Raw genomic sequence first — 24,000 nt, 5'->3', positions numbered from 1 at the left:
CCTTATCCCGTTATTGCCACACGTCCAGCCTGTTAGGCCACGTGTGGCTTTTTTCATTCCGTTGCCCATTTTTCAAACTCCATATTGACTTAAAAAAATTTACCTGTTATGGTTATACACATAAGTATATAACCATATAAGTGTATAAGACGAAAAAGGATTGTGGGAGATAACATGAGAGGTGCATTTACGCAAGACAAACCAATATATGTCCAAGTGCGTGAAAGATTGGAAGATCAGATTTTAAATAATCAATTAAAAGAAGAGGAAAAGGCACCTTCTACAAATCAGTTGGTGGATTTTTATAAGATAAACCATGCCACCGTAACGAAAGGGATTAATCCGCTGGTGGAGGAAGGGATCCTTTATAAGAAGAGAGGGATTGGGATGTTCGTCGCCGTTGGGGCAAAGGAAAAGTTGAAAGAAAAGCGTAAGCTCTCCTTTATGGAGGACTATGTAGTCAAACTAGTTCAGGAAGCTGACAAACTGGAGATTGAAGAGAATGAGATCATTCAATTAATAAAAAAAGTAAAAGGTCGTGATCAACATGACAATTAAAGTGGAAAACTTGAGTTTACATTATAGCAATCATATTGCACTAGATAATGTCAGCTTTTCCTTAAAGGAAAAGAAAATTTATGGACTGCTTGGCAGAAATGGGGCTGGAAAAACAAGTCTACTATCCATTTTGGCATCCTTTAGTGAACAGTCTAGTGGATCGCTTACCATTAACGGGATAACTCCATTTGAAAATGCAGAGATCATGCAGCAGGTCGCCTTTTTATATGACAGAGACTATAAGGACGAATCAGATAAGGTAGTACCCTTACTTCAAGATGTTCAGCGCTACCGCCCTAATTTTGATATGGATTATGCAGAAGAACTTGTTGCAAAATTTAAACTGCCCAAAGATAAAGCAGTTAAATACTTTTCAAAAGGGATGCAATCTGCTCTCAATGTCATCATTGGTCTCGCGGCCAGAACCCCCATTACTATTTTTGATGAGGTATACCTTGGTATGGATGCCCCATCACGTGACATCTTTTATAAAGAAGTATTAGCAGATCAGCAAGAACATCCAAGAATGATTATCCTCTCGACACACCTTGTATCTGAGATGGATTACCTTTTCGATGACGTCCTGTTATTAAACAAGGGGGAGCTTTTGCTTCACGAGGGATACGATTCCCTTCTTGCAAAGGGCGCTTCTATTACAGGTAGCTCGGAGACCGTGGAGGAGTTTGTTAAAGACATGAAGCAGATACATGAAACGCAATTAGGTGGGACCAAATCGGTCATGGTTTATGGTGCGTTACGCGAAGAGGAAAAACAGGCTGCACTCGCTAAAGGCCTTGAGATTGCTCCACTCTCACTCCATGAACTATTTGTCCACTTAACAGAGGAGGGAGTCGAATGAAATCATCAAATAATTATCTAAAAGTAATGACGGATATGTTCTTCATACAACTATTTTGGGCATTTGGCGTTATGGGGGTCATGCTAATCATTGGCATTGTTAGGCTGGTCCTTCAATTTCAAGCAAATGGGCAAGATAATTTCTATAATTCCTTCTTTGTTGTAGCTACTTTCTTCTTTTTTGTTATTGGAATTATGGCCACCTCTTTTCTCCCACACTATGTAGGGCATGGTGTAACGAGAAAAGACTACTTTAAAGGGGCTTCTCTTGCTTTGATTGGTATGGCAATTACGCTTCCGTTTGTCGCGTGGGGCATTTCCGTCTTAACAGAGTTTGTTGTTGAAAATGTTACGAGTTTTTCATTTAGAGAACCTAATATGGAAGTATCTATAGACGATAGTAATTTCATAGGCAATATTGTTGAGTTTCTAATTGTAACACCATTTGTGGAGCCTGAGAGTAATTGGGTTCTGGCGATTGGTATCTTTAGTTTAAAGATTTTAGTCTACTATTTGGCTGGATGGTTAATTAGCGCGGCTTTGGCTTTCTACCGATTTTCGATTGTTATAGGAATTGGATTTATTGCAATATCAATCGTTCTTCTAACAGTTGAAAATGTACTCCTTAGATCGGTCTTGAGCCTGCCCATTCCTAATCGATATGCGTTTCTTGCAATGCCCGAAGGAATCGCTATTGCAGCCCTATTCATTATTCCTCTTGGCATGTTTTACTTAATCCGTGTTTTAACCAAACGTGTTTCAATTAGAGTGTAACGGGTCTGTAGTGGGGGCGTACCGCCGTGCGGTAGTGCTCTCACGCATGATTTATAAGGGGGATTATGATGGAGAATAAGTTGGAAGTTAGTAGTATTAACTTATGGAAGGATCATAAGGCATTGCTTGGTCTGATCCTTCATCTATGTATTTTTTTAATTATACAGCTATCATTTTTTGCTATCGGTGATTACAATGCCTGGCATATTTTTAAACTTAATGCCGGTGGGGAAAATGCTGCAGCATTTTTGAAGCAAGTTGAGGATTACATTCACTTTCACGAAAGTTATCAATTTAACGTGATTACTGCTGTTTTACTCGTTGCTTTATGTCTCCATGCCGGCTCCACATTGATTAATGTGTTGAAGAAAAAGTGAGGGAACAAATCTGGCTGATGACCTAAGGTGCTACTAATAAGGTCTCCCTAAACTTTCTTAATACTTGTCAGACCTGAAAAACAGCCTCTTCCAAAATGGAGTGGCTGTTTCATTTTAAATTGAGCACTTCATAACTAACCGTATTCTAGAAAATGATTCTATTTTTGGTTGAAGAGATAGAAGATCTAATATATGGTCAGTATATATTTGGAGGTGTTTTATTGGATAAAGGGGAAAATAAAAAAAGTAAGTATGAAATTGTAGATGATTATCTTTTGAAAGTAAAAATGATGTTTGGCCCCACGCTTCTTTTAATTATTGCATTTGTGGATATAAGTAATAAGATGATTTACTTTTTAAGTGTATTTCTCTTTTTGCTGATAGTTATTCAAACGTTTTTAAATTATAAAATTTATAATAGATTAATAAAATCTTTTATCATCGAGCTTTTTATAGTAACAATAACCATTTGTATAATAATTTTCTACTTAACATAGTAAGTTGTATTGTATGGTTGATTCATGCATTTTTAAAATTTTAATCATATGCAATATTCACTAGTGCTGTTCGATAATTGTTCCGATATACTTACTATAAAAAGGAGATTTGCTATGGAGACCGTAGAATTTAAAGAACTTCAATCAGAAAGTGAGATAATGCAAGCCTTCCCAGTTATGAAACAATTACGAACACACCTCACGGAAGAAACATACCTAGACCTCGTTATAGAAGCTAAAAAAGAAGACCGGTATAAACTATTTGCATTATTTGATGAAGGGGAAATTGTTGCCGTAACAGGGTTCAAGCCTATGACAACCTTATATTATGGGAGGTTTGTTTGGGTTTGCGACCTTGTAACAGATAAAAACAGGCGTTCAAAGGGATATGGAGAAAAGCTACTTACATACGTTCATGAATGGGCTAAGGAGAACAATTATGAGAGTGTAGCATTATCTTCTGGACTACAGCGAACGGAAGCACATCGTTTTTATGAAGATAAAATGGATTATGACAAAGTTAGTTTTGTATTTAAATCATCTTTAGAATAAGAAAATTCTACTTTAAGGCCACACTTTCATTTGTGTGGCCTTTTTTATATTGTGGCTAATTATAACTCTCTCCCTGAAGCACCTGGGTGTTGGTTTGAGGTTTTACTATTATTGGTTTTCGGATCAGTATTCTTTGAACGTTGCTCATGACCTAGATAGGTGGATCTGTCTTTCCCTTGAGCTTTAATGAACTTTCCAAAATCTGTGTTAACCATTATGAAACTCCTCCCTTCCCCATTAAAATGCCCTACTGCTTTAGAGATTAATCAACTCTTATGGCTAACTAACACCCCTGATTGGATGATTATTCCTTAAATTTTTGCACATAATAACGTGAAAACGAGATAGGTGGTGCATAACATATGGAGATTGGTGAGTTAATAGCAAGAGTCATTATCGGCTTTTTTGTACTATTTGCAATGACTAGATGGCTTGGGAGAAAAGAAATTAGCCAAATGACCTTTGTAAATTTCACTTCAGCTATTTCCATTGGATCCATTACAGCAAACCTTGTCGTCAACCAGAATTTAAGCATTTTAAATGGTGTGTTGGCTGTTGTGGGATGGGCAATTATTACGTTTATTTTGGAGTTAGTGGAGCTAAAATCAAAAAAGGCGCGAAAAGTCATTTCCGGAACCCCTATAGTAGTCATCAAGGAAGGGAAACTCGTCAACAGATCGCTTCAATCACACAGATTAGACTTGGATTCACTAATTGCTTTGCTTAGACAAAAGAATATCTTTTCTATTGCTGAGGTTGACTATGCTATTTTAGAAACCAATGGTAAATTAACAGTTCTTCCTAAAGACAACAATAAGCCGGTTACGAAATTCGATATGAATGTACCTACCACGCCAAAAGCCTTCCCCATTCCAACTGAAGTCATCTCAGACGGCAGAATTTTAACGGAAAACTTGAGCAAGTTAAAGCTTGATAATAATTGGATTCAGCAACAATTACAGCAACGCAACATAGCCTCCATATCAGAAGTGCTATTTGGACAGGTACAAATAGATGGAACATTGTTCCTAGCTTTAAAAAATGAACGATAAAACAATTTTATTCTAAAAGGTCTTTTATGTTTGGTGCTATGAGAGGCCTCTTTCTTATTCCAACACTTCTCTCATTCTCTTAAAACAAATTCCCACTAATTTTTCCTTTTTAAGGAAAAAGGTAGGCCTTAAAACAATGTTAAGACATTGTCCTTCCCTCTATTATTCCCAATAGCGACAGTGCCTGGATACACACATGATCCTATCCGAACTCCCATATATTGTTAGAGTGTTAAATCAAGGGAGGGAAAAGGATGAAGAAGAAGTTTTTTGGTTCCATTTTGTTTATGTTTTTGGTAATGGTATTTCCATTGGTGAGTTTTGCTGAGGAGAGTGAGAGTCCATCTTTAGCAAAGGAGAATGTTCCGGTTAACGTTAGCATTGAAAAGGGGAGCTACGTTAAAGGAGAAGTGATTGTTAAATTTAAAGATAGCATTTCTCTAAACAGTCAGGAACAGATTTTAAACGAACTTAATGCAAAAGTTCAACCAAGCCCAAGCGTAGTGAAATCCCCATTTGTAGTCCTTGAGGTTGGGGATGTGGATAGCGTTGTAAAAACGTTAAATCAGAATAAGAATGTAGAATATGCAGAACCGAATTACATTTTAAAAGCGACATGGTCTCCGAACGATACTTATTTCAGCCCATCCTATCAATACGGATTATTTAATATATCCGCACATCATGCATGGGATCATGCAAGGGGAAGTTCTTCTCAGGAAATTGCTGTATTAGACACAGGAGTAGATTATAACCATCCTGAATTAAGAGGAAAAACGATCCGTGGCTACGATTTTGTAGACCGGGATTACACTCCTACTGATGCTAATGGCCATGGTACGCATGTAGCAGGGATTGCCGCGGCCGAAACAGATAATGGAATTGGAATCGCTGGTACGGCTCCAAATACAAAAATATTAGCTGTACGTGTACTAGATGCAAGGGGTGAAGGCTCCCTTTCTAACATTGCCAATGGGATACGTTACGCTGCAGAACAAGGAGCAGAAGTGATAAATCTTTCTTTAGGCTGCGCATGTGACACGCAAACATTAGAGTCTGCTGTTAACTATGCATGGAATAGAGGATCGGTTGTGGTAGCAGCTGCAGGGAATGATGGTACATCACAACGTTTCCAGCCAGCATCTTATGCAAATGCCATTGCAGTTGGCGCTGTTGATCGGAATAATAATAAAGCAAGCTTCTCTAATTATGGAACATGGGTAGATGTCTCCGCTCCAGGTGTCGATATTGCTTCCACTTATCCAGGAAATCGTTATACCTATCTATCAGGAACTTCGATGGCATCCCCTTATGTTGCTGGTCAAGCGGCATTATTGACTGGTCAAGGCAAGAACAACGCTCAGGTTCGCGCAGCTATACAAAACACAGCAGATAGTGTTAGTGGCACTGGGTATTATGTGCGTTACGGGTTAATTAATGTTTTAGATTCCGTACGATATTAATAGATTTCTAGGTAGCATCCATATTGGGTGCTACTTTTTCATTATGTATATTCTGGCATATATCTTGTGAAATAAGCACCTATTATTAGCAAAATTATTGTTATTGACCAACTTAATATCCCCATAAACTGTAACCAATAAGCTAAGAGATGGGTTATCGCGATAAGATAAAAACAAATTGAGGGAATAGCACTTCTCACCCCTGTTATACCAGACTTTTTTCTCTTTTGGATAACAACATAAACAGAAAAGATAAGAGCGATTATTAGTATGACAGTTAAAATTATTTGAACCATTTAAATCTCCTTTTTAAAACATATGTAATGAATTCTCTTCTTAAATTTCTTATTGAATTACAATTCAATTCCTACCCTAACGGAGCACGGTTTGGTTAAAGTAAACTATGCTTGCAAAGCACAATGAAGTATTTCTTGGTACATATCGCCCCAGCCATGATGATATTCTGATACATTATCGGGATTAATTACAATTCTTTCAATTGATTCATACTCCGCTTTAAATTCATGTAATTGGTCAATATCCATGCGGTAAAAAACTTGATATCCAACTAAAGGGTAAGGGCTATTCTCATCCCAATTTGGATTTTCATTATGGTCGACCACAATATGACCTAAAAGAGAACAACTCCCTGTTATATAAGCTTCTTCATATGCTTCACGCTTTAAACATTCATCAGGAGTCTCCACCTCTTCAATATGACCTCCCGGAAAGTCCCATCCTCTATGTCTTAAATTAATTAATACCAATTTATCATCTTTAAAACAAAACCCATGAACACTCGTTATTTGTTCTCTTGGTGGGAGATGATTATTACGGTTCCACGTTAACTTTACTTTTCCTTCTCCCCAATTAACATATTTTAATCATGTATTACCTCCTAGCACATCTATTCTTTTTACCAACCAAAATACATACTAGTCAACGTCCATTTTACCATAAACATCCAATTAATAAACAACCTAGTTATCCCACTACCTTGCCTAATACTAAACGTCCTTCCATACAAGTTATCCTCAGCCTATAACATTGCTAATACGCCTTTAGAAATAGTAAGCTTTGTTTATTTTTATGGAAAAGTAGGGAAGAAAGGGGTATATAGAGCGATCTAAAGGAGGATATAAGAAATGGGAAAACTAGATGATAAAGTGGCATTGATTATTGGTGGTACTTCAGGTATTGGAGAAGCCACAGCTAAGTCGTTTTCTAAAGAAGGAGCTAAAGTGATTGTGAGTGGTACAAATGATGATCAAGGGAATCGGATTGTTAAGGAAATAAAACAAAATAATGGGGAAGCTACATTTGTAAAAATAGACGTAACAGATCAGGCATCCATTGAAGAATGCGTTAATAAAACGGTAGATGAATATGGCACGATTGATATCTTGTATAACGGAGCTGGTGTCCATGATGCCTATAAAAACGTATTGGATACAGATGAAGAAACATTTGATAAATTAATGGAAGTTAATGTGAAGGGTCCATACCTCGCTACTAAAGCCGTATTGCCGATATTCTTGGATAAAGGGAAAGGAAATATTATAAACATCGGCTCTCAATCTTCATTTGTTGCTGGAGCAGGTGGCAATACTTACGTTACAAGCAAATTTGCTATTAATGGATTTACAAAACAATTAGTCTATGATTTTGGCAGCAAAGGAGTCAAAGCTAATTTAATTGCACCTGGGTTTGTTGACACCCCTATGACGGAGGGCATTCAAGATGAGAGATTAAAAGACATCCCTGCAGGTAGGGCTGGTAAGCCAGAAGAAATCGCATCTGTTGCCGTTTTCTTAGCTTCTGATGAATCAGATTATATGCAAGGTGCAGAAATTAAGGTTGATGGTGGCTGGACAGTCGGGCGTTAAGAAAAAGAAATAACTTTTATGTGGTACTAGTAAATTGCAAAGCTAGATAGTCTCCTGCTTCCTAATTGATTTATGGGAAGCAGGAGATTTTTTGTCCCTGCCTCAGTATTTTATACCGCTTATCTCCTCTATAATTTTACAATACATTTAGCTTACTTAATATGCAGTTTTAAAACGCCATCCACCTTTATTATAAGTACATAATCTTCATGAAGATTAGTAGAAACGATTATCTACGTGCACGTAGACAAGGAAAACTAAAAAAAGAAAAGGGGATAACATTATGACAACAACAATTGCAAGTACAACTGTTTACATTGTTCAACCAGGTGACGTATTGGGGAGGATTGCAGAGCAGTTTGGCATGACTTTATCTGAGATCATGTCGCTTAACAACATTAGTAACCCTGACCTCATTCAAGTTGGACAAGAACTACTCGTTTATAGTAATGGCGGGTCTAACCCGGGTACCACCGTTTATGTGGTACAGCCAGGAGATGTGTTGGGGAGGATTGCGGAACGATTTGGAATGACTTTATCTGAGATTATGTCGCTTAACAACATTAGTAATCCTGATCTTATTCAAGTTGGACAAGAACTACTCGTTTATAGTAACGGGAATGACGATGGCGGCTCTTCTCCTGACACGATCATTTATATCGTCCAGCCAGGAGATGTTTTGGGAAGGATTGCGGAGCGCTTTGAAATGACTTTATCTGAGATTATGTCACTTAACAACATTAGTAACCCTGATCTCATTCAAGTTGGACAAGAACTACTCGTTTATAGTGACGGAAATGATGATGGCGGATCTACCCCTGACACGATCATTTACATTGTCCAGCCAGGGGATGTATTGGGAAGGATTGCACAGCGCTTTGGGATGACACTGGATGAAATTATGGCACTAAACAACATTAGTAACCCTGATCTTATTCAGGTTGGGCAAGAGTTGCTCGTTTATGATAACGGGGATAGTGGTTTGCCACCAGGTGATGGTGATCTTTATGTAACAGAAAGCCAACTAAATCAAATTGGCTGGTCTAGCGCCTATCTTTCAAACGCCATTTTGGAGGATTTAAATAGATGCTTAGAAAGATATAATATTACAACCAGATCTCGACTATGCCATTTTATTAGTCAATGTAGCCACGAGTCAGGAGCTGGCAGATGGACAAAAGAACTAGCATCCGGTTGGGATTATGAAGGACGAACAGATTTAGGGAACACCCAACCTGGTGATGGCCCGAAATTTAAAGGCGGGGGATATATTCAATTAACAGGTCGCTATAACTATACACGTTTTTCCAATGACATCGGTGATCCAGAGATTGTAAACCAAGGTGTAGATTACGTTGCTGCTAATTACCCTTGGACAAGTGCCGGATTCTGGTGGGACTTAAACAATATGAATGCACTTTGTGATACGAACCCATCAGTCGAGGCCGTAACGTTAAGAGTCAATGGTGGTTACAATGGATTAGAGGATCGAAGAATGTATTATAACCGGTGCCTTCAAGTATTTTAAGCGAATAAAATCAATCTGAAATAACAGCAAGGGGTGGCTCACAAATTAGTGAGCCGCCCCTTATTTCTTTCTAGTGAATTTTCATGATGTCTATGAGCTTTATAATTTCTTCGTCATTGCCCGGATCAATTTTCACTAGCTCTGTTTCTTCGATTAAACTCTCTGTGTACTCTTTCATGAAGTCTTCATCTACCTCAGCGTCACTGCTATCCCAACGTAAAGGTACATTGTAAACATTAATTGTGCCATCTCCATTACCACTATATGTAACCGAACCATCAACCAAGCGAGAGCCCGCTAGCTGGATGACATCTTCTGGATAATTCGCACTGGTTTCATCGTTCGGGTTAATCGGCTCTCCTGCAGCAATATGCCGAACATTTAATTCATCGATCTCTTGGTTAGGTCCAAGCTCTAGCCAAACGCGAGCATATTCAATTTCCTCAGAAGAATAATTCGAAAGTGACTTACCCTTTTCTTCTCTGTCTTCAGAATTACTTTCTTTGTCTTGGTTTCCTATTTCCTTTGTAGAAGAAGTATCATTAGAATCGTCGTCCGCTTCTGTAGTAGCCGTTTCTGACTCTTCCTCAACATCAGATTCATTTTCATCTGCCTCATTCGCTTGCTCTTCAGATTGTGAAGCATTGTCACTTTCTGTTGAATCTGATTCTTCATCTGAACCTCCTCCACATCCAGCTAGCAATAAAACGAGCAAAAGTAAAAGGAAGCTAAAATAGTAGTTTTTTGTACGCCTTGTCATCAAATCATTCCTTTCTTTAATCAAAAGATATCACACTAAACTTTAGAGTCAAGTTGACTTTAGCAAGTAGATGTTCTTTCCATTGGGAGAATAACTTAAATTACAATGAATCTACCTGCATGATTAGTCGCCTCATAACCAGATAAAGTTACAATTTTTGCTAAATTTAGCGTTTACTGATTTTTAGGTGGCTTATTACTTATTTACCTCTATAAAAAAATAAGACACTTAAGGGAGATTAGTAGTTTATTTAGCGTTGCTTTTCTTATGTTAAAGACATACTTTTCACTATACCCCAAATCAAAAGAAGTCTGCACGATTGTCTTCCCTTTTAAATAGCGAGATGTTATAAATTGATATTCTGTTTCATCCAATTCCGCAATAGCTTCATCAATAGACGCAACGATTATACTGTAATGTAACAATTCTTCGTACAGCTTAATAAATTTTACGCTTGATAATCTATCCATATCTTTACCTAAGGATTCTATAGTAACTCTACCATCCAATACATTCCCTACTTCAAAACATGAAACAAAGCCAGGAACCAGGTGATTTAATTGCTTCACTATAATTCTAATTGCCGCTTTATATGTCTTATAATTTTTTAAATGGGTTTCTAGCTTCTTTATATCATCCTTTTCTGCCTTCCTCTTACTCCCGTTCATATGCATCCCTCCTTAATATATCGCCTTCTTATTTTTTCTTACTATCAATTCTAAAGGATTCCATGAAGCAAGAAGTCTTAACCTAATAAAAAGTTGATACAAGAAAGCTCAACCGATTCTACGGATAAAGTACAGTGTTTTTCTAAAACCTACAAATTGGTAAAAATATCCTTTTAATTCACAGGAGACAGTGGTACAATATAAAAACAGAATGTATGTTCTATTTTTTTAGGAGGGATATAGTTTGAAAATGGAACGAACCAAGACAGAAAAAAAAGATAAAATAAAATTAATAGAGTACTATTTGAAAAATTACACAACATTTAAAGTTGCGAATGATAACCTACAAAGACAGCTTCAGTACCTTACACCAAATGAAAATCAAAGCTACCTCTCTATTAACTCGGATGAAAAAGAAAAGATTATGACCATCCGCAAAAAGTTAAACGAAACACTCCTGATAGAAAATTCCATTGAAAATGCTATTTCAAACTTAGATATTCTTGAACAAAGATTTATTAACTTAAGATATTTTCAAAACTATTCCATTGAAAAAACAGCTCAGACTATCGGCTATAGTAAGGCCTCACTTTATGTACTCAGGAGTCGTATAATGGATAAACTACTCATTAGTTTTGGGATCATGATAAATAACGACTTGAAAACTGTAATCGAGAAAAACAATTAGGGAGCTTTTTTCCTCTTCATATTAATGGGAAGCACCCGAAATTGGGTGCTTCAACTTGGTCACCTTTCTTCCCAGTTCCATAGTTCTACTTCACCTAGCTGCTCCCCTTGAACAAGTTCAGATTCTCTTAATTTTAATAACTCTTTCACTGGACCAGTTACAACAGCACCATATACAGTAAAACCTTCTTCCTTTACGTATTGATATCTCTCATCTAAATGGGCAAGACCTAAGAATTGCTCATAATAGCTCTCTGATTTGTTCAAAACTTCTTCCATGTTCTCCAACATCAACTTCTGGCTTTCACCAACCGTACTTTCATCCAGGCTGTTTATCCTCATTGATTGATGGTAGCGTTTATCATGGTTAACACCACCTGTCAAACCAATTCGATTATCTACCATGATCGTATTATCGCTTGCACTCCACATATTCGGCTCATACTCTACAAATTCTCCAGTGTACAATGGCATCCACAAAACCCTAATATCGTATGGTTGTAGAGACTCGACTAATTGTTCTGATTCCATAAAACTTGTCGTGGAGAAAGCTAACTCTCCTACTGTCCCTTGAGGAAGCATTTCTAATGTTTCCCATACATTTGGCGACGTATTTGCCTCTAGCTTTTTATCAGTTCTTGGATCTTCAGGGAGCGAAAAGGAAAAATCACTTAATTGCTGTAAGCCAGGATGTGAATAGGTGACCCTTGATAGATTACTGGATAGATGCTTCGTTACATTTGCCTCACCTACCACTTTATTTTCACTTCCTACCGTTTTAAGTAAGTTGTAGGAGAAACTTTTTGTACCGAAAGCGTTCAGTTCTTCTTCTTTTATATCATAGTCAGCTCTGACATTAGGTACAGTCCAATCAAGCGCAAGACTGGAGTAATATTTATTTTCCCTCCCAACATCAAGTTTATCAACTAAAATATTCGTAATCATCATGTATAAAACATAAATAAATACCAGGATTATTAGCATTCGTAAGACCCGAAATGCTAAAGTGAATTTTGACTTTTTTAATATTCTCTTCTCTAAATCTTTATTCCATTCTGTCATGATTCCACCCTTTCCTCTTAGCAAGGCTTGCTAGCCGTGTCCTCGCTCGATGGAGTGTTACTTTCACCTGTTCTTCTGTAAGCTGTAATGCTTCCATCATTTCTTTATAGCTAAATTCCTCAAACTCACGTAAATAAATAATTGACCTATATTGTTCTGGTAAAAACTCCAATAAATCTTCAAGTTGTTCATGTGTTTCTTTCGTTATAAGGGCGTCTTCAGGAAGCCCATAAGGACTAATCATTTCTTCTTTTACCGAAAATATTTTGAACAGTGGAAGTGTTCTTCTTCTTTTTTGCTTTCGCCATTCATCTAGGTAAGCATTACGTGCTACTTTAAAAAGCCAGGCTCGTGCCTCTTCACCCTCATATGTATGAAGGTGAACCGTAGCACGAACAAAGGTCTCTTGCGTTAAATCCTCTGCAAGCTGCGTTGAACCGCTTAGCTTAAGTAAATAAAAATAGAGCGTCTTTGCATACTGTTTATATAGATTTTCTAATTTTAGTTGATTTCGCATTTGCCCCCCTCTTTACCATCCACATTACAAACACGTTTGACCGAAAGAAATGTTACAGTGCTTTTTTACTTTGATTTTGGAATTAAGAATGTCTATGAAAAGAAAAGGGATTGTCTTGAGACAATCCTTTTAATAGCAGTATGTATGTTAATAAGGCATATTTTAATCTACATTTAACTTTATGGATCTTGTGGCTATAAATGTGGAAATATCCATTACCTTTACATCTGCACCTGTAGCAGACAGGATAGGTGCCTGTTGACCTCCCCCCGATGCTAAACAGAGCACCTTTTTTCCTTTGTAACCGTGATTTCCCATTCGCCGGCCTTACTTTTTTTAAATGCCTCACTGCTAACAGGTTTAGTATAATAGGGCCTTCTTCCACTTTTTTATCCCATGCATTGCTATTATGGGGAGTTGTATCCAGTGGTTGATCTCCTATTTTTAATAATGATAAATTGTAATAATTAATTTTTATGAATTACCTTTCCACGGAGTACGTAGGGGATGGTGGAATTTCTATTAACTAATTCATTTCCTTCAGTTGAGAGAGAGGCATATTTTAATGCTTCTTCCGCATTCATCCACGTGACTTCTTCGATTTCTTCTGGATACATAATATTTATTTTACCTCCAACGACCTTACCTCTAAATGTAAAAAAGATTGCGTGATGTCCTCGTTGTTCAAGAAATGCTTCACTTACTGCCAAGACTCCATCCAGTTCAACGCTTAATCCTGTTTCCTCTATAACCTCCCGGATAGCTGCATCTTCTAAAGTTTCCCCAATTTCTACTGCCCCTCCTGGAAGTGTATAGTAAGAGGAGTCCATTCCTTTATTTTTTACCATCAAAATTCTTTCTTCACTATGGTCATATAAAAGAACATAAACCACATTTACTCTTTCCATATATCATTACTCCCCACTCTGTTAGTAAATTCAATCCTTGTAAGCACTTTAAGAATCTCCTTTACCTTGCTGATCCATTTTATTCAACAAGGAATGTTAACAAATCCCCAAAAATAATATCATATGATAGGGCCAACTCCTGCTTTACCACATCTAAGTATGGTTCACAATTTTGCATGTCTACTTCCTGTCCATTTTCTTTTCCGTAGCAAACATTATTCTTATAAATGTACTCCTCTGAAATAAAACTACCATCTCGGAGAATGACAGGATGATCACTGTCCCTCGTAAAGAGATTACGACCAAATGAGTAGTTAACTTCTGTCTTAATGCCTAGAAGATGGAGAAGGGTTGGACGTATAAGACAGCCAGCTTACCCTACTCCTCAAACAAATGGTGTAGCAGTCTCTCTTTATTTTCAAAGAACTGTTTCATGGAGCGATAATGTCCCGTTTCCTCAAGCGCCATTTCCTTCATGCCGTCCTCAGTCAATTCAATTAATTTTGCCCACGGATAAGCCATCAGTATAGGAGCGTGGGTGGAAATAATAAATTGTGCCCCTTCACTTACCAGCTCATGAATGCGTGAGAGCATGGACATTTGCCTTAATGGCGAAAGGGCTGCTTCTGGCTCGTCCAATATGTATATTCCTTCGCCTGAAAAGCGGTGGAGAAATACGGAGAAAAAGGCTTCCCCGTGTGATTGCTCATGAAGTGATTTGCCACCATAGGAATTTACTGCACCTACTTCTTCAATATTTGTTGCAACATTATAAAACGATTCCGAACGAAAAAAGAAGCCGCCCTTTGGTAATATTGGCCCTTTTGCAACTCGCAAATAAGAGCCGAGATCAGAATGAGAATCATAGCTTGAGAAGTTGAAATTTCGTGTGCCACCCTCTGGATTGAATCCAAGTGCAACTGCTATGCCCTCTAACAAGGTTGATTTTCCCATACCATTCTCTCCAACGATATAGGTGACATTTGGGTGAAAGTTAAGCTTGTCTAGGTTGCGAATAACAGGGAGGTCAAAAGGAAAGCAATTAAAGCTTGGTATTTGGTCTCTCTTCAATTCCATGCTTTTTATGTATGCCGTTAATTCGTCGAGACGCATTGGCCCACCTCTTTTTTCTTTATTTTAACAGAATTGTTTGCCTTTTGGGAGATTTTGCGTGGGGGTAGGCTTAAGTGTTAGCTCGCTTCACCTGCGGGGGTTGATGATTCACTGCTCCCGATTCACTTCTCGGCGATGACGATTCACTCTTGGCTTCTCTCGATTCACTTCGCAGTGCTGTTGATTCACTTTCATCTGATGACGATTCTCCTTGGCCATTTTCGACTCATTTGCCTGCTTGGGGCAACTCGCTCTTATTTGCAAGCCTAAATACTAAAAAAGCCACCCTCCTTTAGGAAGGTGGCTCGTTAGCTAGATTACTCCGAAAACTCGTGTTCAGCTAACGTCGTTGCAATGTCATCTTCTATAGCACGCATACTTGAGCTCGATCCAAGATAGTTGTTAATTAAAATAGAGAAAATAAGGTCCTCTCCATTTGCAGAGGTCACATAACCAGAAAGGGTGGATACGCCAGAAAGGGATCCTGTTTTGGCAGTTACATTTCCTTTAGCAGGCTCCTCTGTCATCCGATTACGCAGTGTCCCTCCTACAAATCGATCTGATTCACCAGCAATAGGGAGAGAGTATTCAAATGCATCAAACCATTCCGTTGCTTGAATTTCATATAAAAATTGAGACAAATCATGAGCTGGTATCATCGTCTTATGCGACATACCGGAACCATCGCGTAGTTGGATCGTATCTTTATTCATCCCATATTTGGCGGCTACGTCCTCGATGACTTCTAGCCCCTCATCCCAGCTTCCTTCACCAGAAACCACTTTTCCCATCTCTTTGGTCAGCACCTCTCCATGCCCATTGTTACTGAGCTTCATGAATGGCACCAACAACTCATGTAATGGCATCGATTGCTTAGATGTTAGCAACTCGGCGCCTTTTGGTGTCACACCAGACTTCTCGTCTGACTTTCCGATAAAGCGAATATTTTCTTCTTCCAATGACTTTTTGAAGATATTAAGCGCATAGCCTGTTGGCTCCCATACGGAGGCCCAAGAACGGGAATTGGATCCATCCACCGGCATATTTCCCTCTATTACGATTGTATTGGTGCCATGCTCGCGTTCTATGGAAATGGTTTTCCTTTCACCTGAAGGAACCATCTTTGTCTTGTTTTCTATCGTGACATAATCTGTTGCAGGGCTAAGATTGACCTCAGCCTTGCCATCAGGATCATCAGCAGGACTTACTTCTACAATAACTGTACCTGCATCATAGTCTTCGTTCGGAGATAGAGTTAGTGCCGAAACTTGAGCACCTGTATAGAAAGGCTCGTCCGACCAATTTAGATCCTGTGAAAGCCGTACATCGTCATACCAGCTATCATCTCCAATTAGATCGCCTTTCACCTTTTGAATTCCTTGTGCCTTCAGCTCTTTCGCAAATTGATCGAAATCTTCTTTTAATAGTGTAGGGTCTCCCTTTCCTTTTAAATAGAGATCTCCATGAAGAACCTTTCCACGTTTTTCACCATCTGTTAGTACTTCTGTAGAAAACTTATAATCTTTACCCAACGTTTCCAAAGCTGCCGCTGCTGTCAGGATCTTCATATTGGATGCTGGGTGGAGACGTATATCCCCGTCTTGTGAAAAGAGCTGTTCACCAGTATCAGCTTGCATAATGCTAACTCCAGTTACCGCTCCGTCAAGCTGTTCATTCTCTAGGAGGATGCGCAGCTTTTCTTCTAGGTTAGATTCGGCAAATTCTTTTTCTGTTATCTCATTGGATGCTGTAATCGTTTGATTTCCCTCTTGTCCAAGCAAAGGAAATACTGCAAGGACAGCAATAACTACTAAGAGCAGGATTCGTTTCAAACGCATTGTTAACATCTTCTCCCTTCATATTCAATAAAATTTTGAATATTTAAAGTATACAGTAATATATATATCAATAATAGAGCTCTAATAGAAAAGGGATCAATGGGCCCAGTTAATAAGCCTATATCATACTATAGAAGGGTTATCACTAATCTAGTCCACTATTTATATGATATTTAGTCTACATGCTCATTTCATAAAATCCCGTGTTTGATTCCGCTCTACCTCGGGAAACGCCTAATATGAACGATAAATCCTTCATAGAGAGGAGTTTTAGAGTGAATCAAGTTCTATTTATTCAAACAGGAACTGGAATCGACGTTCATGGACAGAATATAACGAAGGCAGCTGTCCGTGCTGTGGAAAATGCAATATGGTTTAACTCCATGCCAGGCATTGAAAAAAGCCTTCCTGAACAACAATTAGAAAATATGAAAGTTCAAGTGAAGTTAGCTGTACCGCTTGATCGAGACGAATTGGATGAGGAAAGCGTTAAAAAAGCAATCCCTTATGGCTCTGTATCGGTAGATGTTACAGATGGGGGAATGGCCACATCCAGTGGAATTACCCTTAAGGACAAAGGCGATGAAAATGACTTAATGTATATTGTGAATGCAGCAGTTGAAGTAGGCTATTAAGATTTTTAGGTTTTAAGGTTTTCTCCAACCCAAAGCAGGACAAGGCTGGTATAAGCCCCTTGTCCTGCTTTTTTGGTTAGATAATTTTTCTACTTTATATGTCACTATGAGACGGTTTGGTTTCACTTTTCGGGCATGTGGTGTCACTCTGGGCCGTTTTGGTGTCACTTTACTGGTTATCGTTTCACTTTCTACCGCTGAGGTGTCAGTTTCATCGGTATGGCGTCTCTTTACTAAAATCCTGCGTCGCTCAATATATTTTAAAAATCATACTCCGCTTCTTTTGCTTCTCGTATCTTGGTATAGGTTTCGGTTAATACGACGGTATCCTCCACGAGTCTTTCAATTCGAAAATGGACGTCATCATTGGTAATTTCTTTGCGATAGAAGTCACTTTCTTCAATGAATACATAGGTATGCACGATTTGGGCCTTCATGTAGCCAAGAATTGGCTTCAGCTGTTGTTCCGCGATTAGGAAGTGCTTGGCAGATCCCGCGGTCACAACCATACTCACGATCTTATCTTGAAATGCGTTAACAGGGAGTAAATCAAAGATATTCTTTAAAGTAGCCGGGATGGAAGCCTGGAATATAGGGGTTCCTATAATGACGGCATCTGCTTCCATGATCGTTTTCGTCACATAGCGGGTATCACCCTCATAATCAAGGTAGTTACGCCCATCACTAAATTGGATGTCATAATCAGCTAGGTCGAGTAGTTCTGTTTCTATTTCTGGATACTTTTCTTGTAATTTAGTTATCGTGTAATCCATAGCAGTTCTTGTTTTGGAGCCAACTTTTGAGCCGGATAGTCCCACAATCTTCATCTGTATTCACCTCTATTTTTTTGCTGTATGTTTTTTGATTGCCGGAAGAATTTCTGTTCCGATGATTTCAATGTTTTTACGTAGCTTATCGAACGGCATACCACCAAAGTCTATCTGAGCAATATAGCGCTGATGGCCAAACATTTCATGCTGGTATAGCATCTTTTCAATGATCTGCTCTGGGCTTCCTATATTTATAATACTATGCGGGTCTGCACCTTGTGCAAAAGCCTGCTTCGGAAATCCTTGTCCGTTAGTGCGCTTCATACCTTCATTTATATGTGGATACATATCCCTAAGAGCCGTTTGCATATCTTCAGCTGCGTAAAAGAATCCAGCAGTTGCAACGGGTAGCTGGTCTGTATCAAATCCTCGGCTTTGTGCTGCTTGGCGATACGCATCAATTGAACGTTTGAAACTGCTAGCCGGTCCACCTAAATGGGCAAGGAACATTGGCACACCTGAATAGCCTGCTTTGATTGCACTGCCCGGTGAACCACCGACAGCACGCCAGATTGGCAACGAGCCGTTAAGTGGGCGCGGCAATATTTTCGCATTGTTTAGCGGGGCACGAAACTCGCCTTCCCAGTTTACAATCTCTTCTTCATTAATTTGTCTTAGTAAATCAAATTTTTCTTCAAAAAGCTCTTCGTAATTGCGAACATTATAGCCGAGAAGATCAAACAAGCCAATTCTTGATGCTCGTCCGGCAACTATCTCCGCACGCCCTCCAGAAATTAGATCAATTGTAGCAAAATTCTCATAAACGCGCACGGGATCTGATGTGCTAATAATCGTCGAGGAACTGGCAATTTTTATATTCTCTGTAGCTTGGGCAATTGCTGACAAAACAACGGCATGTGCCTGGGTAGCGAAGAAATCCTGATGGCTTTCGCCTACACTAAAGAAATCAATTCCTGCCTGATCGGCCAGTTTTGCTAATTCAATTATTTCCTGTAAGCGTTGCTGTGCAGGAATTCGTTTTCCCGTATGCGGGTCTGGCAGGTGGTCACCAAGTGTGTATAGTCCGAATTCCATTCCTTTGCTAGGATCTATTCGATATTTTTCCATTTCATTATCAACCTTTCTATCCTACATAATCTATATCTACTGGCTTTCTATTTTTTCATTATAATGCTATTGTAAGGTATAATGAGTATTTCCTGAAGTACGCACTTTTAGGTGGTATAGTATACAAAAAGATACTAAGGGAGGAAAAAGCATGGATAAAACACCAGATTTATGTCGGGTAGAGGATGCGCTAAGTATTTTGGTTGGTAAATGGAAGCCAATTATCCTTCTCCATCTGTTACAAAAGGGGACACAACGATTTAGTGAGCTTAAGCGCAGTATGCCCGGAATCACCCAAAAAATGTTAACCAAACAATTACGTGAGCTGGAGGAAGAGGATATTATTGCCCGTGTGGTGTACCCACAAGTTCCTCCAAAGGTTGAATACTCCATGACCGATTATGGAAGAAGCTTAGAGCCGATTTTAGAAGCAATGCATGAATGGGGAACAAAGCATACCGTCCATAAACAAGCCAAGCTAGATAAAGAAGCTAAAAGACAGGAGGCATAGCACCCCTGTCTTTTTAGACTTTTCGTTTATACCTTAATGAGATTTGTCTTTCTCCTGTACTTGTTGGAGTTTCTTTTTTCTCTTGATAGATAAATCCCCTCGCTTCATAAAAAGGAATACCATACTGGTTTTCCTCTTGAACAGATACCCACTGCTCTTTTGCGCCTTTTTCAATCTGTCGCCTTGTTAGAGCGTCAAGGAGCTGCCTTCCTATGCCTTTATAACGGTGTGCTTCTTTTACATAAAGCACAAACAGTTCACCGGTCTCTGGTGCCGTTATTCCGCCTCCAATTACGCCAACCACTTCGGAATCAAATAAGGCAACATGTGTATAGCTTTCTGATAAAATATCGTTTTCTACTCTAGCGTAGTTATACCATTTAGCAACATTCTCCTCCTGAAACGTTTCGCTAAGCTTGCCTTCTACTGTCTGCTTCCACCCAGCTGTGCATATGGCAGATATAGCTGCTGTATGAGAAATTTCAGGTTTCACAATTGAGATAGACATACTACTTCCAACCTTTCTGCTGCTATTTTATACAAAAGCTCTTCCCAAAATAGGAAGAGCTTTTATTATTTATTCCGTTGCACCTTCTTCGTTAATCTTACGTGTCATTTCTTTTTCTTTCTTTGGTGAGCTTAGGAAGAATGCGAGCACTAGACCAACGAATGCTAGTACCGTGCTTCCTGTAAACGCCCATTCAAAGCCTTGAATTTGCGCAAGCTGACCGGCTGTATCTACTGACTCATTCGCACTTGGTGTGAATTGCTTGGCACCAACTGTAGTTAACGTTACAAGAATTGCCGTTCCGATCGAAGCGGAAATTTGTTGCATCGTATTGGCCATGGCAGATCCATGCGCATACCATTTTGGCGGTAACTGATTTAATGCTGATGTCATAACTGGCATTAAAGCGAAAGATAAACCAAACATCCGAATGGCATATACCGTGGTCAAGTAGGCAAATGATGTTTCCATCGATAGATTTGTGAAAAAGAAGGTCGTTACGGTAACAATGGTAAGACCCGTGATTGCTAGATATTTACCACCGAATCGATCAAACAGAAAGCCTGTGATCGGAGACATAATCCCAATTACGATGGCTCCTGGTAATAGCATCAGCCCTGATTCGAGTGGACTAAAACCAAGTGTGTTTTGCATAAATAGTGGTAACAGTGTCTCTGCACCAATTAAAGAAATCATGACTGCCATCGTAATTACAATGGCAAGGGCGAAGATGCGAAACTTAAAAATGCGAAATTCAAGAATCGGTTTTTTAAGCTTCAATTGTCTAAGGATAAATAGCGTAATTAAGATCGCTCCCCCGACAATTGCGATAATGACAGCTGGACTTCCCCAGCCATGCTCTGAACCGATACTAAACCCATATAGGAATCCGCCAAACCCTAGTGAAGATAGCACAACGGACAGGACATCCAGTTTTGGGCGACCAAGATCTGTAACGTTCTTTAAAAACAACGCTGCGAGAATAATAGTAAGAACGACAATCGGTAGCACGGTTAAGAAAAGTGCTCTCCAATGGAAATGCTCAAGCAGCCATCCAGATAAGGTAGGGCCAATTGCAGGTCCAAACGCAATAACAATTCCGATTAGCCCCATTGTCGTGCCGCGTCTTTCTACAGGGATGATTGCGAGCAACACTGTCATTAAGAGTGGCAGCATAATCCCTGAACCGGAAGCCTGAACAACCCTTCCTAATAGTAATACAGGGAACACTGGGGCAGTTGCCGCAATTAAGGTTCCTATACCGAAAAGACTGATTGCCGTTAAAAACAGTCCACGGGTCGTGAATCGTTCAATAAAGTATGCTGAAATAGGGATCATAATCCCATTCACCATAAGGAATGCCGTAGTCAGCCATTGAACCTGGGCTTGTGATATTTGAAAGGCATGCTGAATCGTTGGAAGTGCTGTCGCTAAAAGCGTTTCATTAATAATCCCCATAAACGCCCCAACAAGCAATGCCGCGATCATGGCAACCTTTTGGCCTTTTGGTAAATCTGATGTAGCCATATGTTATATCCTCTCCTTTTTTGTATCTAAGAACGTATGTTTTTTATGTAAAAAACCTTTACACATCTTTTTACTATATAGGATGCAATCGCTTTTAAACAATTAAATTGCTTACAATTTTTATAAACTTTTGTTTATAATTGAATATTTAGACATTGTGGTATAATTAAGGCAAATACCGTATAAACAATGAAGGAGACACAAGATGAAATATTATATTGCATCAGGTTTTAAAAATAAGACAAGCGTCCAAGCTGTCAGCCAGTTTCTTTCCTCTAGGGGGCATGTGAATACATATGATTGGACATTGAACGAACGCGCAGACACTGTTGAACAACTTGGAAGGATTGGCACATTAGAAAAACAGGCAGTGGCGGACTGTGATTTTTTCATTCTATATTTACCAGGTGGGAAAGGCAGTCATGTTGAGCTTGGTTTGGCATTGGCCTATGATAAAAAAGTTTTTATCTACAGTGAAAAGGGGTTTTCACCAGAGGAAGCATCCAGTTTTTATTTCGTTGAAGGTGTGCACCATGTGTTTGGGGATTTGGAGAAGCTTTTTTCTGAAATTCATCTGGTTGAGGAAACTAAATCTAGATAGATGTTTTCTTCGTTGGTACACCAGAAAAATGCTTATATACAACGTAAAGGTCTTCAGCAATCGGGCCAGATTGCGGAATATAATGCGTGAATAGATTGAGTCTAACAAAGTATCTAAGGGAAATAAGTTTAAGGGGTTGCTCTCAATAAAGCAATCCCCTTAACACTACTTATTAAACAATTTATAACTATTGAAAAGAGATAAAAATTGTTTAAAGTTAACGTTATTTAAGTCATCTATTTTTGCATGCTTCAAGGCTTGTCTGAACTGATTTTTAGTAAAAAGGACGTGATATTCTTTGTTTACCCACCTATAGACAAACGATTGATATTTTTTGTAGTCTTTCTTTAAAATCAATGGCTCGTGGCGTTCAAGGACGATTAATACAGAATCCACGCTTGGCCTCGGATGGAAATAAGTTCGAGGCATTTTTGTGAGGATTTTGATATCCATTTCAACCATCAACAGCAAACCTAAAGCTCGTTTAGTATTTTGTAATCGTTTTGCAAAACCTTTCTCCACGATAAGGTAACTAAATTTCGACTGGCTTTCAAAAGCGATTTTTTTGACAATATCAGTACTGATGTTAAAGGGAATATTACCAAATATTTTATAGTCTTTGTTTTTGTGGAAGTTAAATTTCAGAATATCCGTATGGATAACTTTTATATTCTGAAAAGGCTTCACCACTTTTTGGGTGACTTGACACAAGTCCTCATCAATTTCTATAGAATGCACCCACCGACTCATTTTGACAAGCTCTTTGGTAAAATGCCCTTTTCCTGATCCGATTTCTATTACGTGATCTTGTTTATTGATACTCGTATGATCCAATATTTCTTTTACATGCTTTTTAGAAGTAATAAAATTTTGAGTGTCCTTTGGGTTTTTATGGTTCATTATAACCTTCTCCTTGCTGGTTATAATGAACTGACATTAAAAGTTCATTATAACCAATTTATTTTTGATCTGGTTGATAATGAACTCTATTAACGACACATATAGAACAAATTCCCATACTTTTATCTCCTTTCCATTTTTTCAATATGAATGAGATAAAGTAAAATCGACTACTGCTATGCTAGAACACATATTTGAACCCTCCATGAGTTGCTTTTTATGAAACTGATTATACCTGATTATACCATTTTCGTAAATCAAATGTTCAAATATAGGAAGGTCCTCGTTTGCATGCCTCTTAAAACGGTAAACTCTGTTCCGT

28 protein-coding genes and 2 pseudogenes are annotated in these 24,000 nt (G+C 38.6%); 14 read left to right on the top strand and 16 right to left on the bottom strand.

Annotation, left to right across the window (positions count from 1 at the left end; all coding sequences use genetic code 11):
• Window positions 1-174: 174 nt before the first annotated feature.
• The 6 genes from BN985_RS02770 to BN985_RS02745 all read left to right on the top strand — a co-directional run bounded on the left by BN985_RS02770 (window position 175) and on the right by BN985_RS02745 (window position 3,616).
• Window positions 175-558 (top strand): GntR family transcriptional regulator, encoded by a 384-nt coding sequence (locus BN985_RS02770; protein ID WP_042220958.1) that lies wholly within the window; start codon window positions 175-177, stop codon window positions 556-558.
• A complete protein-coding gene (locus tag BN985_RS02765; protein WP_198029961.1) occupies window positions 548-1,417 on the top strand; it encodes an ATP-binding cassette domain-containing protein in 870 nt (289 codons plus the stop codon). The genes BN985_RS02770 and BN985_RS02765 overlap by 11 nt, the downstream gene beginning before the upstream one ends.
• On the top strand, window positions 1,414-2,190 hold the full coding sequence (locus BN985_RS02760; RefSeq protein ID WP_042220957.1) for a hypothetical protein: 777 nt from the start codon (window positions 1,414-1,416) through the stop codon (window positions 2,188-2,190). The genes BN985_RS02765 and BN985_RS02760 overlap by 4 nt, the downstream gene beginning before the upstream one ends.
• A gap of 68 nt (window positions 2,191-2,258) precedes the next feature.
• Entirely contained in the window at window positions 2,259-2,567 is a 309-nt protein-coding gene (locus BN985_RS02755) for a hypothetical protein (RefSeq protein WP_042220956.1), read from the top strand.
• A gap of 221 nt (window positions 2,568-2,788) precedes the next feature.
• Window positions 2,789-3,064 carry a hypothetical protein gene (locus BN985_RS02750; protein WP_042220955.1) on the top strand — a complete coding sequence of 92 codons (276 nt, stop codon included), beginning with the start codon at window positions 2,789-2,791 and terminating at the stop codon, window positions 3,062-3,064.
• A 114-nt stretch (window positions 3,065-3,178) separates the two neighbouring features.
• Window positions 3,179-3,616, top strand: coding sequence for a GNAT family N-acetyltransferase (locus BN985_RS02745; RefSeq protein ID WP_042220954.1), 438 nt, complete (start codon window positions 3,179-3,181; stop codon window positions 3,614-3,616).
• A gap of 59 nt (window positions 3,617-3,675) precedes the next feature.
• On the opposite strand, the gene BN985_RS18905 is transcribed toward BN985_RS02745, so the two are convergent.
• Complete coding sequence (locus BN985_RS18905) at window positions 3,676-3,831, bottom strand: hypothetical protein (RefSeq protein WP_156960060.1); 156 nt, start codon at window positions 3,829-3,831, stop codon at window positions 3,676-3,678.
• Window positions 3,832-3,978: 147 nt separating this feature from the next.
• Between BN985_RS18905 and BN985_RS02740 the strand changes: the two genes are divergently transcribed.
• Both BN985_RS02740 and BN985_RS02735 read left to right on the top strand, forming a co-directional pair.
• A complete protein-coding gene (locus BN985_RS02740) occupies window positions 3,979-4,668 on the top strand; it encodes a YetF domain-containing protein (protein ID WP_042220952.1) in 690 nt (229 codons plus the stop codon).
• A 254-nt stretch (window positions 4,669-4,922) separates the two neighbouring features.
• Window positions 4,923-6,131, top strand: coding sequence for a S8 family peptidase (locus BN985_RS02735; RefSeq protein WP_042220950.1), 1,209 nt, complete (start codon window positions 4,923-4,925; stop codon window positions 6,129-6,131).
• Between the two features lie 401 nt (window positions 6,132-6,532).
• Here the strand turns inward: BN985_RS02735 and BN985_RS02725 are convergent.
• Window positions 6,533-7,009 (bottom strand): annotated as a pseudogene (locus BN985_RS02725) (NUDIX hydrolase); the annotation flags it as partial.
• 267 nt (window positions 7,010-7,276) lie between these two features.
• Here BN985_RS02725 and BN985_RS02720 point away from each other — a divergent pair.
• Window positions 7,277-8,017: an SDR family NAD(P)-dependent oxidoreductase gene (locus tag BN985_RS02720; protein ID WP_042220948.1), complete on the top strand. Its 741-nt coding sequence runs from the start codon at window positions 7,277-7,279 to the stop codon at window positions 8,015-8,017.
• A gap of 283 nt (window positions 8,018-8,300) precedes the next feature.
• On the top strand, window positions 8,301-9,545 hold the full coding sequence (locus BN985_RS02715; RefSeq protein WP_084157434.1) for a LysM peptidoglycan-binding domain-containing protein: 1,245 nt from the start codon (window positions 8,301-8,303) through the stop codon (window positions 9,543-9,545).
• 70 nt (window positions 9,546-9,615) lie between these two features.
• On the opposite strand, the gene BN985_RS02710 is transcribed toward BN985_RS02715, so the two are convergent.
• Together BN985_RS02710 and BN985_RS02705 are read right to left on the bottom strand one after the other, a co-directional pair.
• On the bottom strand, window positions 9,616-10,305 hold the full coding sequence (locus BN985_RS02710; RefSeq protein ID WP_042220946.1) for a hypothetical protein: 690 nt from the start codon (window positions 10,303-10,305) through the stop codon (window positions 9,616-9,618).
• Between the two features lie 209 nt (window positions 10,306-10,514).
• Window positions 10,515-10,973, bottom strand: a complete 459-nt coding sequence (locus tag BN985_RS02705) for a hypothetical protein (protein WP_042220945.1) — start codon at window positions 10,971-10,973, stop codon at window positions 10,515-10,517.
• 244 nt (window positions 10,974-11,217) lie between these two features.
• Here BN985_RS02705 and BN985_RS02700 point away from each other — a divergent pair, with 244 nt between their 5' ends.
• Complete coding sequence (locus BN985_RS02700) at window positions 11,218-11,661, top strand: sigma-70 RNA polymerase sigma factor region 4 domain-containing protein (protein ID WP_042220944.1); 444 nt, start codon at window positions 11,218-11,220, stop codon at window positions 11,659-11,661.
• A gap of 59 nt (window positions 11,662-11,720) precedes the next feature.
• Here BN985_RS02700 and BN985_RS02695 read toward each other — a convergent pair whose 3' ends face one another.
• From BN985_RS02695 to dacB, 6 genes and pseudogenes are all read right to left on the bottom strand, one after another.
• Window positions 11,721-12,722 (bottom strand): anti-sigma factor, encoded by a 1,002-nt coding sequence (locus tag BN985_RS02695; RefSeq protein WP_042220943.1) that lies wholly within the window; start codon window positions 12,720-12,722, stop codon window positions 11,721-11,723.
• Complete coding sequence (locus tag BN985_RS02690; RefSeq protein WP_042220942.1) at window positions 12,706-13,239, bottom strand: sigma-70 family RNA polymerase sigma factor; 534 nt, start codon at window positions 13,237-13,239, stop codon at window positions 12,706-12,708. The genes BN985_RS02695 and BN985_RS02690 overlap by 17 nt, the downstream gene beginning before the upstream one ends.
• Before the next feature lie 204 nt (window positions 13,240-13,443).
• Window positions 13,444-13,666: pseudogene (locus tag BN985_RS19305) on the bottom strand (SAM-dependent methyltransferase); the annotation flags it as partial.
• A gap of 40 nt (window positions 13,667-13,706) precedes the next feature.
• A complete protein-coding gene (locus BN985_RS02680; protein ID WP_042220941.1) occupies window positions 13,707-14,147 on the bottom strand; it encodes an NUDIX hydrolase in 441 nt (146 codons plus the stop codon).
• Window positions 14,148-14,525: 378 nt separating this feature from the next.
• Window positions 14,526-15,260, bottom strand: coding sequence for an AAA family ATPase (locus BN985_RS02675; RefSeq protein ID WP_042220940.1), 735 nt, complete (start codon window positions 15,258-15,260; stop codon window positions 14,526-14,528).
• A gap of 317 nt (window positions 15,261-15,577) precedes the next feature.
• Entirely contained in the window at window positions 15,578-17,098 is a 1,521-nt protein-coding gene (dacB, locus tag BN985_RS02670) for a D-alanyl-D-alanine carboxypeptidase/D-alanyl-D-alanine endopeptidase (RefSeq protein WP_042222851.1), read from the bottom strand.
• Between the two features lie 275 nt (window positions 17,099-17,373).
• Here dacB and BN985_RS02665 point away from each other — a divergent pair, with 275 nt between their 5' ends.
• On the top strand, window positions 17,374-17,733 hold the full coding sequence (locus BN985_RS02665; protein ID WP_042220939.1) for a Lin0512 family protein: 360 nt from the start codon (window positions 17,374-17,376) through the stop codon (window positions 17,731-17,733).
• A 260-nt stretch (window positions 17,734-17,993) separates the two neighbouring features.
• On the opposite strand, the gene BN985_RS02660 is transcribed toward BN985_RS02665, so the two are convergent.
• A complete protein-coding gene (locus BN985_RS02660; RefSeq protein ID WP_042220937.1) occupies window positions 17,994-18,560 on the bottom strand; it encodes an NADPH-dependent FMN reductase in 567 nt (188 codons plus the stop codon).
• Window positions 18,561-18,572: 12 nt separating this feature from the next.
• A complete protein-coding gene (locus BN985_RS02655) occupies window positions 18,573-19,631 on the bottom strand; it encodes an LLM class flavin-dependent oxidoreductase (RefSeq protein WP_042220936.1) in 1,059 nt (352 codons plus the stop codon).
• A 151-nt stretch (window positions 19,632-19,782) separates the two neighbouring features.
• Between BN985_RS02655 and BN985_RS02650 the strand changes: the two genes are divergently transcribed.
• On the top strand, window positions 19,783-20,142 hold the full coding sequence (locus BN985_RS02650; protein WP_042220934.1) for a winged helix-turn-helix transcriptional regulator: 360 nt from the start codon (window positions 19,783-19,785) through the stop codon (window positions 20,140-20,142).
• Between the two features lie 13 nt (window positions 20,143-20,155).
• Here the strand turns inward: BN985_RS02650 and BN985_RS02645 are convergent, their stop codons facing one another.
• Both BN985_RS02645 and BN985_RS02640 read right to left on the bottom strand, forming a co-directional pair.
• The gene (locus BN985_RS02645; protein ID WP_042220932.1) at window positions 20,156-20,650 is read right to left on the bottom strand and encodes a GNAT family N-acetyltransferase; all 495 of its coding nucleotides are present in this window, start codon (window positions 20,648-20,650) and stop codon (window positions 20,156-20,158) included.
• 69 nt (window positions 20,651-20,719) lie between these two features.
• Entirely contained in the window at window positions 20,720-22,177 is a 1,458-nt protein-coding gene (locus tag BN985_RS02640; protein WP_042220931.1) for an MDR family MFS transporter, read from the bottom strand.
• A gap of 205 nt (window positions 22,178-22,382) precedes the next feature.
• On the opposite strand from BN985_RS02640, the gene BN985_RS02635 reads away from it, so the two are divergent.
• A complete protein-coding gene (locus BN985_RS02635) occupies window positions 22,383-22,778 on the top strand; it encodes a hypothetical protein (RefSeq protein ID WP_042220930.1) in 396 nt (131 codons plus the stop codon).
• Between the two features lie 165 nt (window positions 22,779-22,943).
• Here BN985_RS02635 and erm(A) read toward each other — a convergent pair whose 3' ends face one another.
• Together erm(A) and BN985_RS19550 are read right to left on the bottom strand one after the other, a co-directional pair.
• Window positions 22,944-23,678: a 23S rRNA (adenine(2058)-N(6))-methyltransferase Erm(A) gene (gene erm(A) / locus BN985_RS02630; protein ID WP_042220928.1), complete on the bottom strand. Its 735-nt coding sequence runs from the start codon at window positions 23,676-23,678 to the stop codon at window positions 22,944-22,946.
• Between the two features lie 58 nt (window positions 23,679-23,736).
• Complete coding sequence (locus BN985_RS19550; RefSeq protein WP_198029988.1) at window positions 23,737-23,796, bottom strand: erythromycin resistance leader peptide; 60 nt, start codon at window positions 23,794-23,796, stop codon at window positions 23,737-23,739.
• Window positions 23,797-24,000 lie beyond the last annotated feature (204 nt).

Source organism: Oceanobacillus manasiensis, from assembly GCF_000724085.1.
Lineage (GTDB): Bacteria > Bacillota > Bacilli > Bacillales > Amphibacillaceae > Oceanobacillus_B > Oceanobacillus_B manasiensis.
This window is presented reverse-complemented; position numbering and strand designations above follow the sequence as displayed.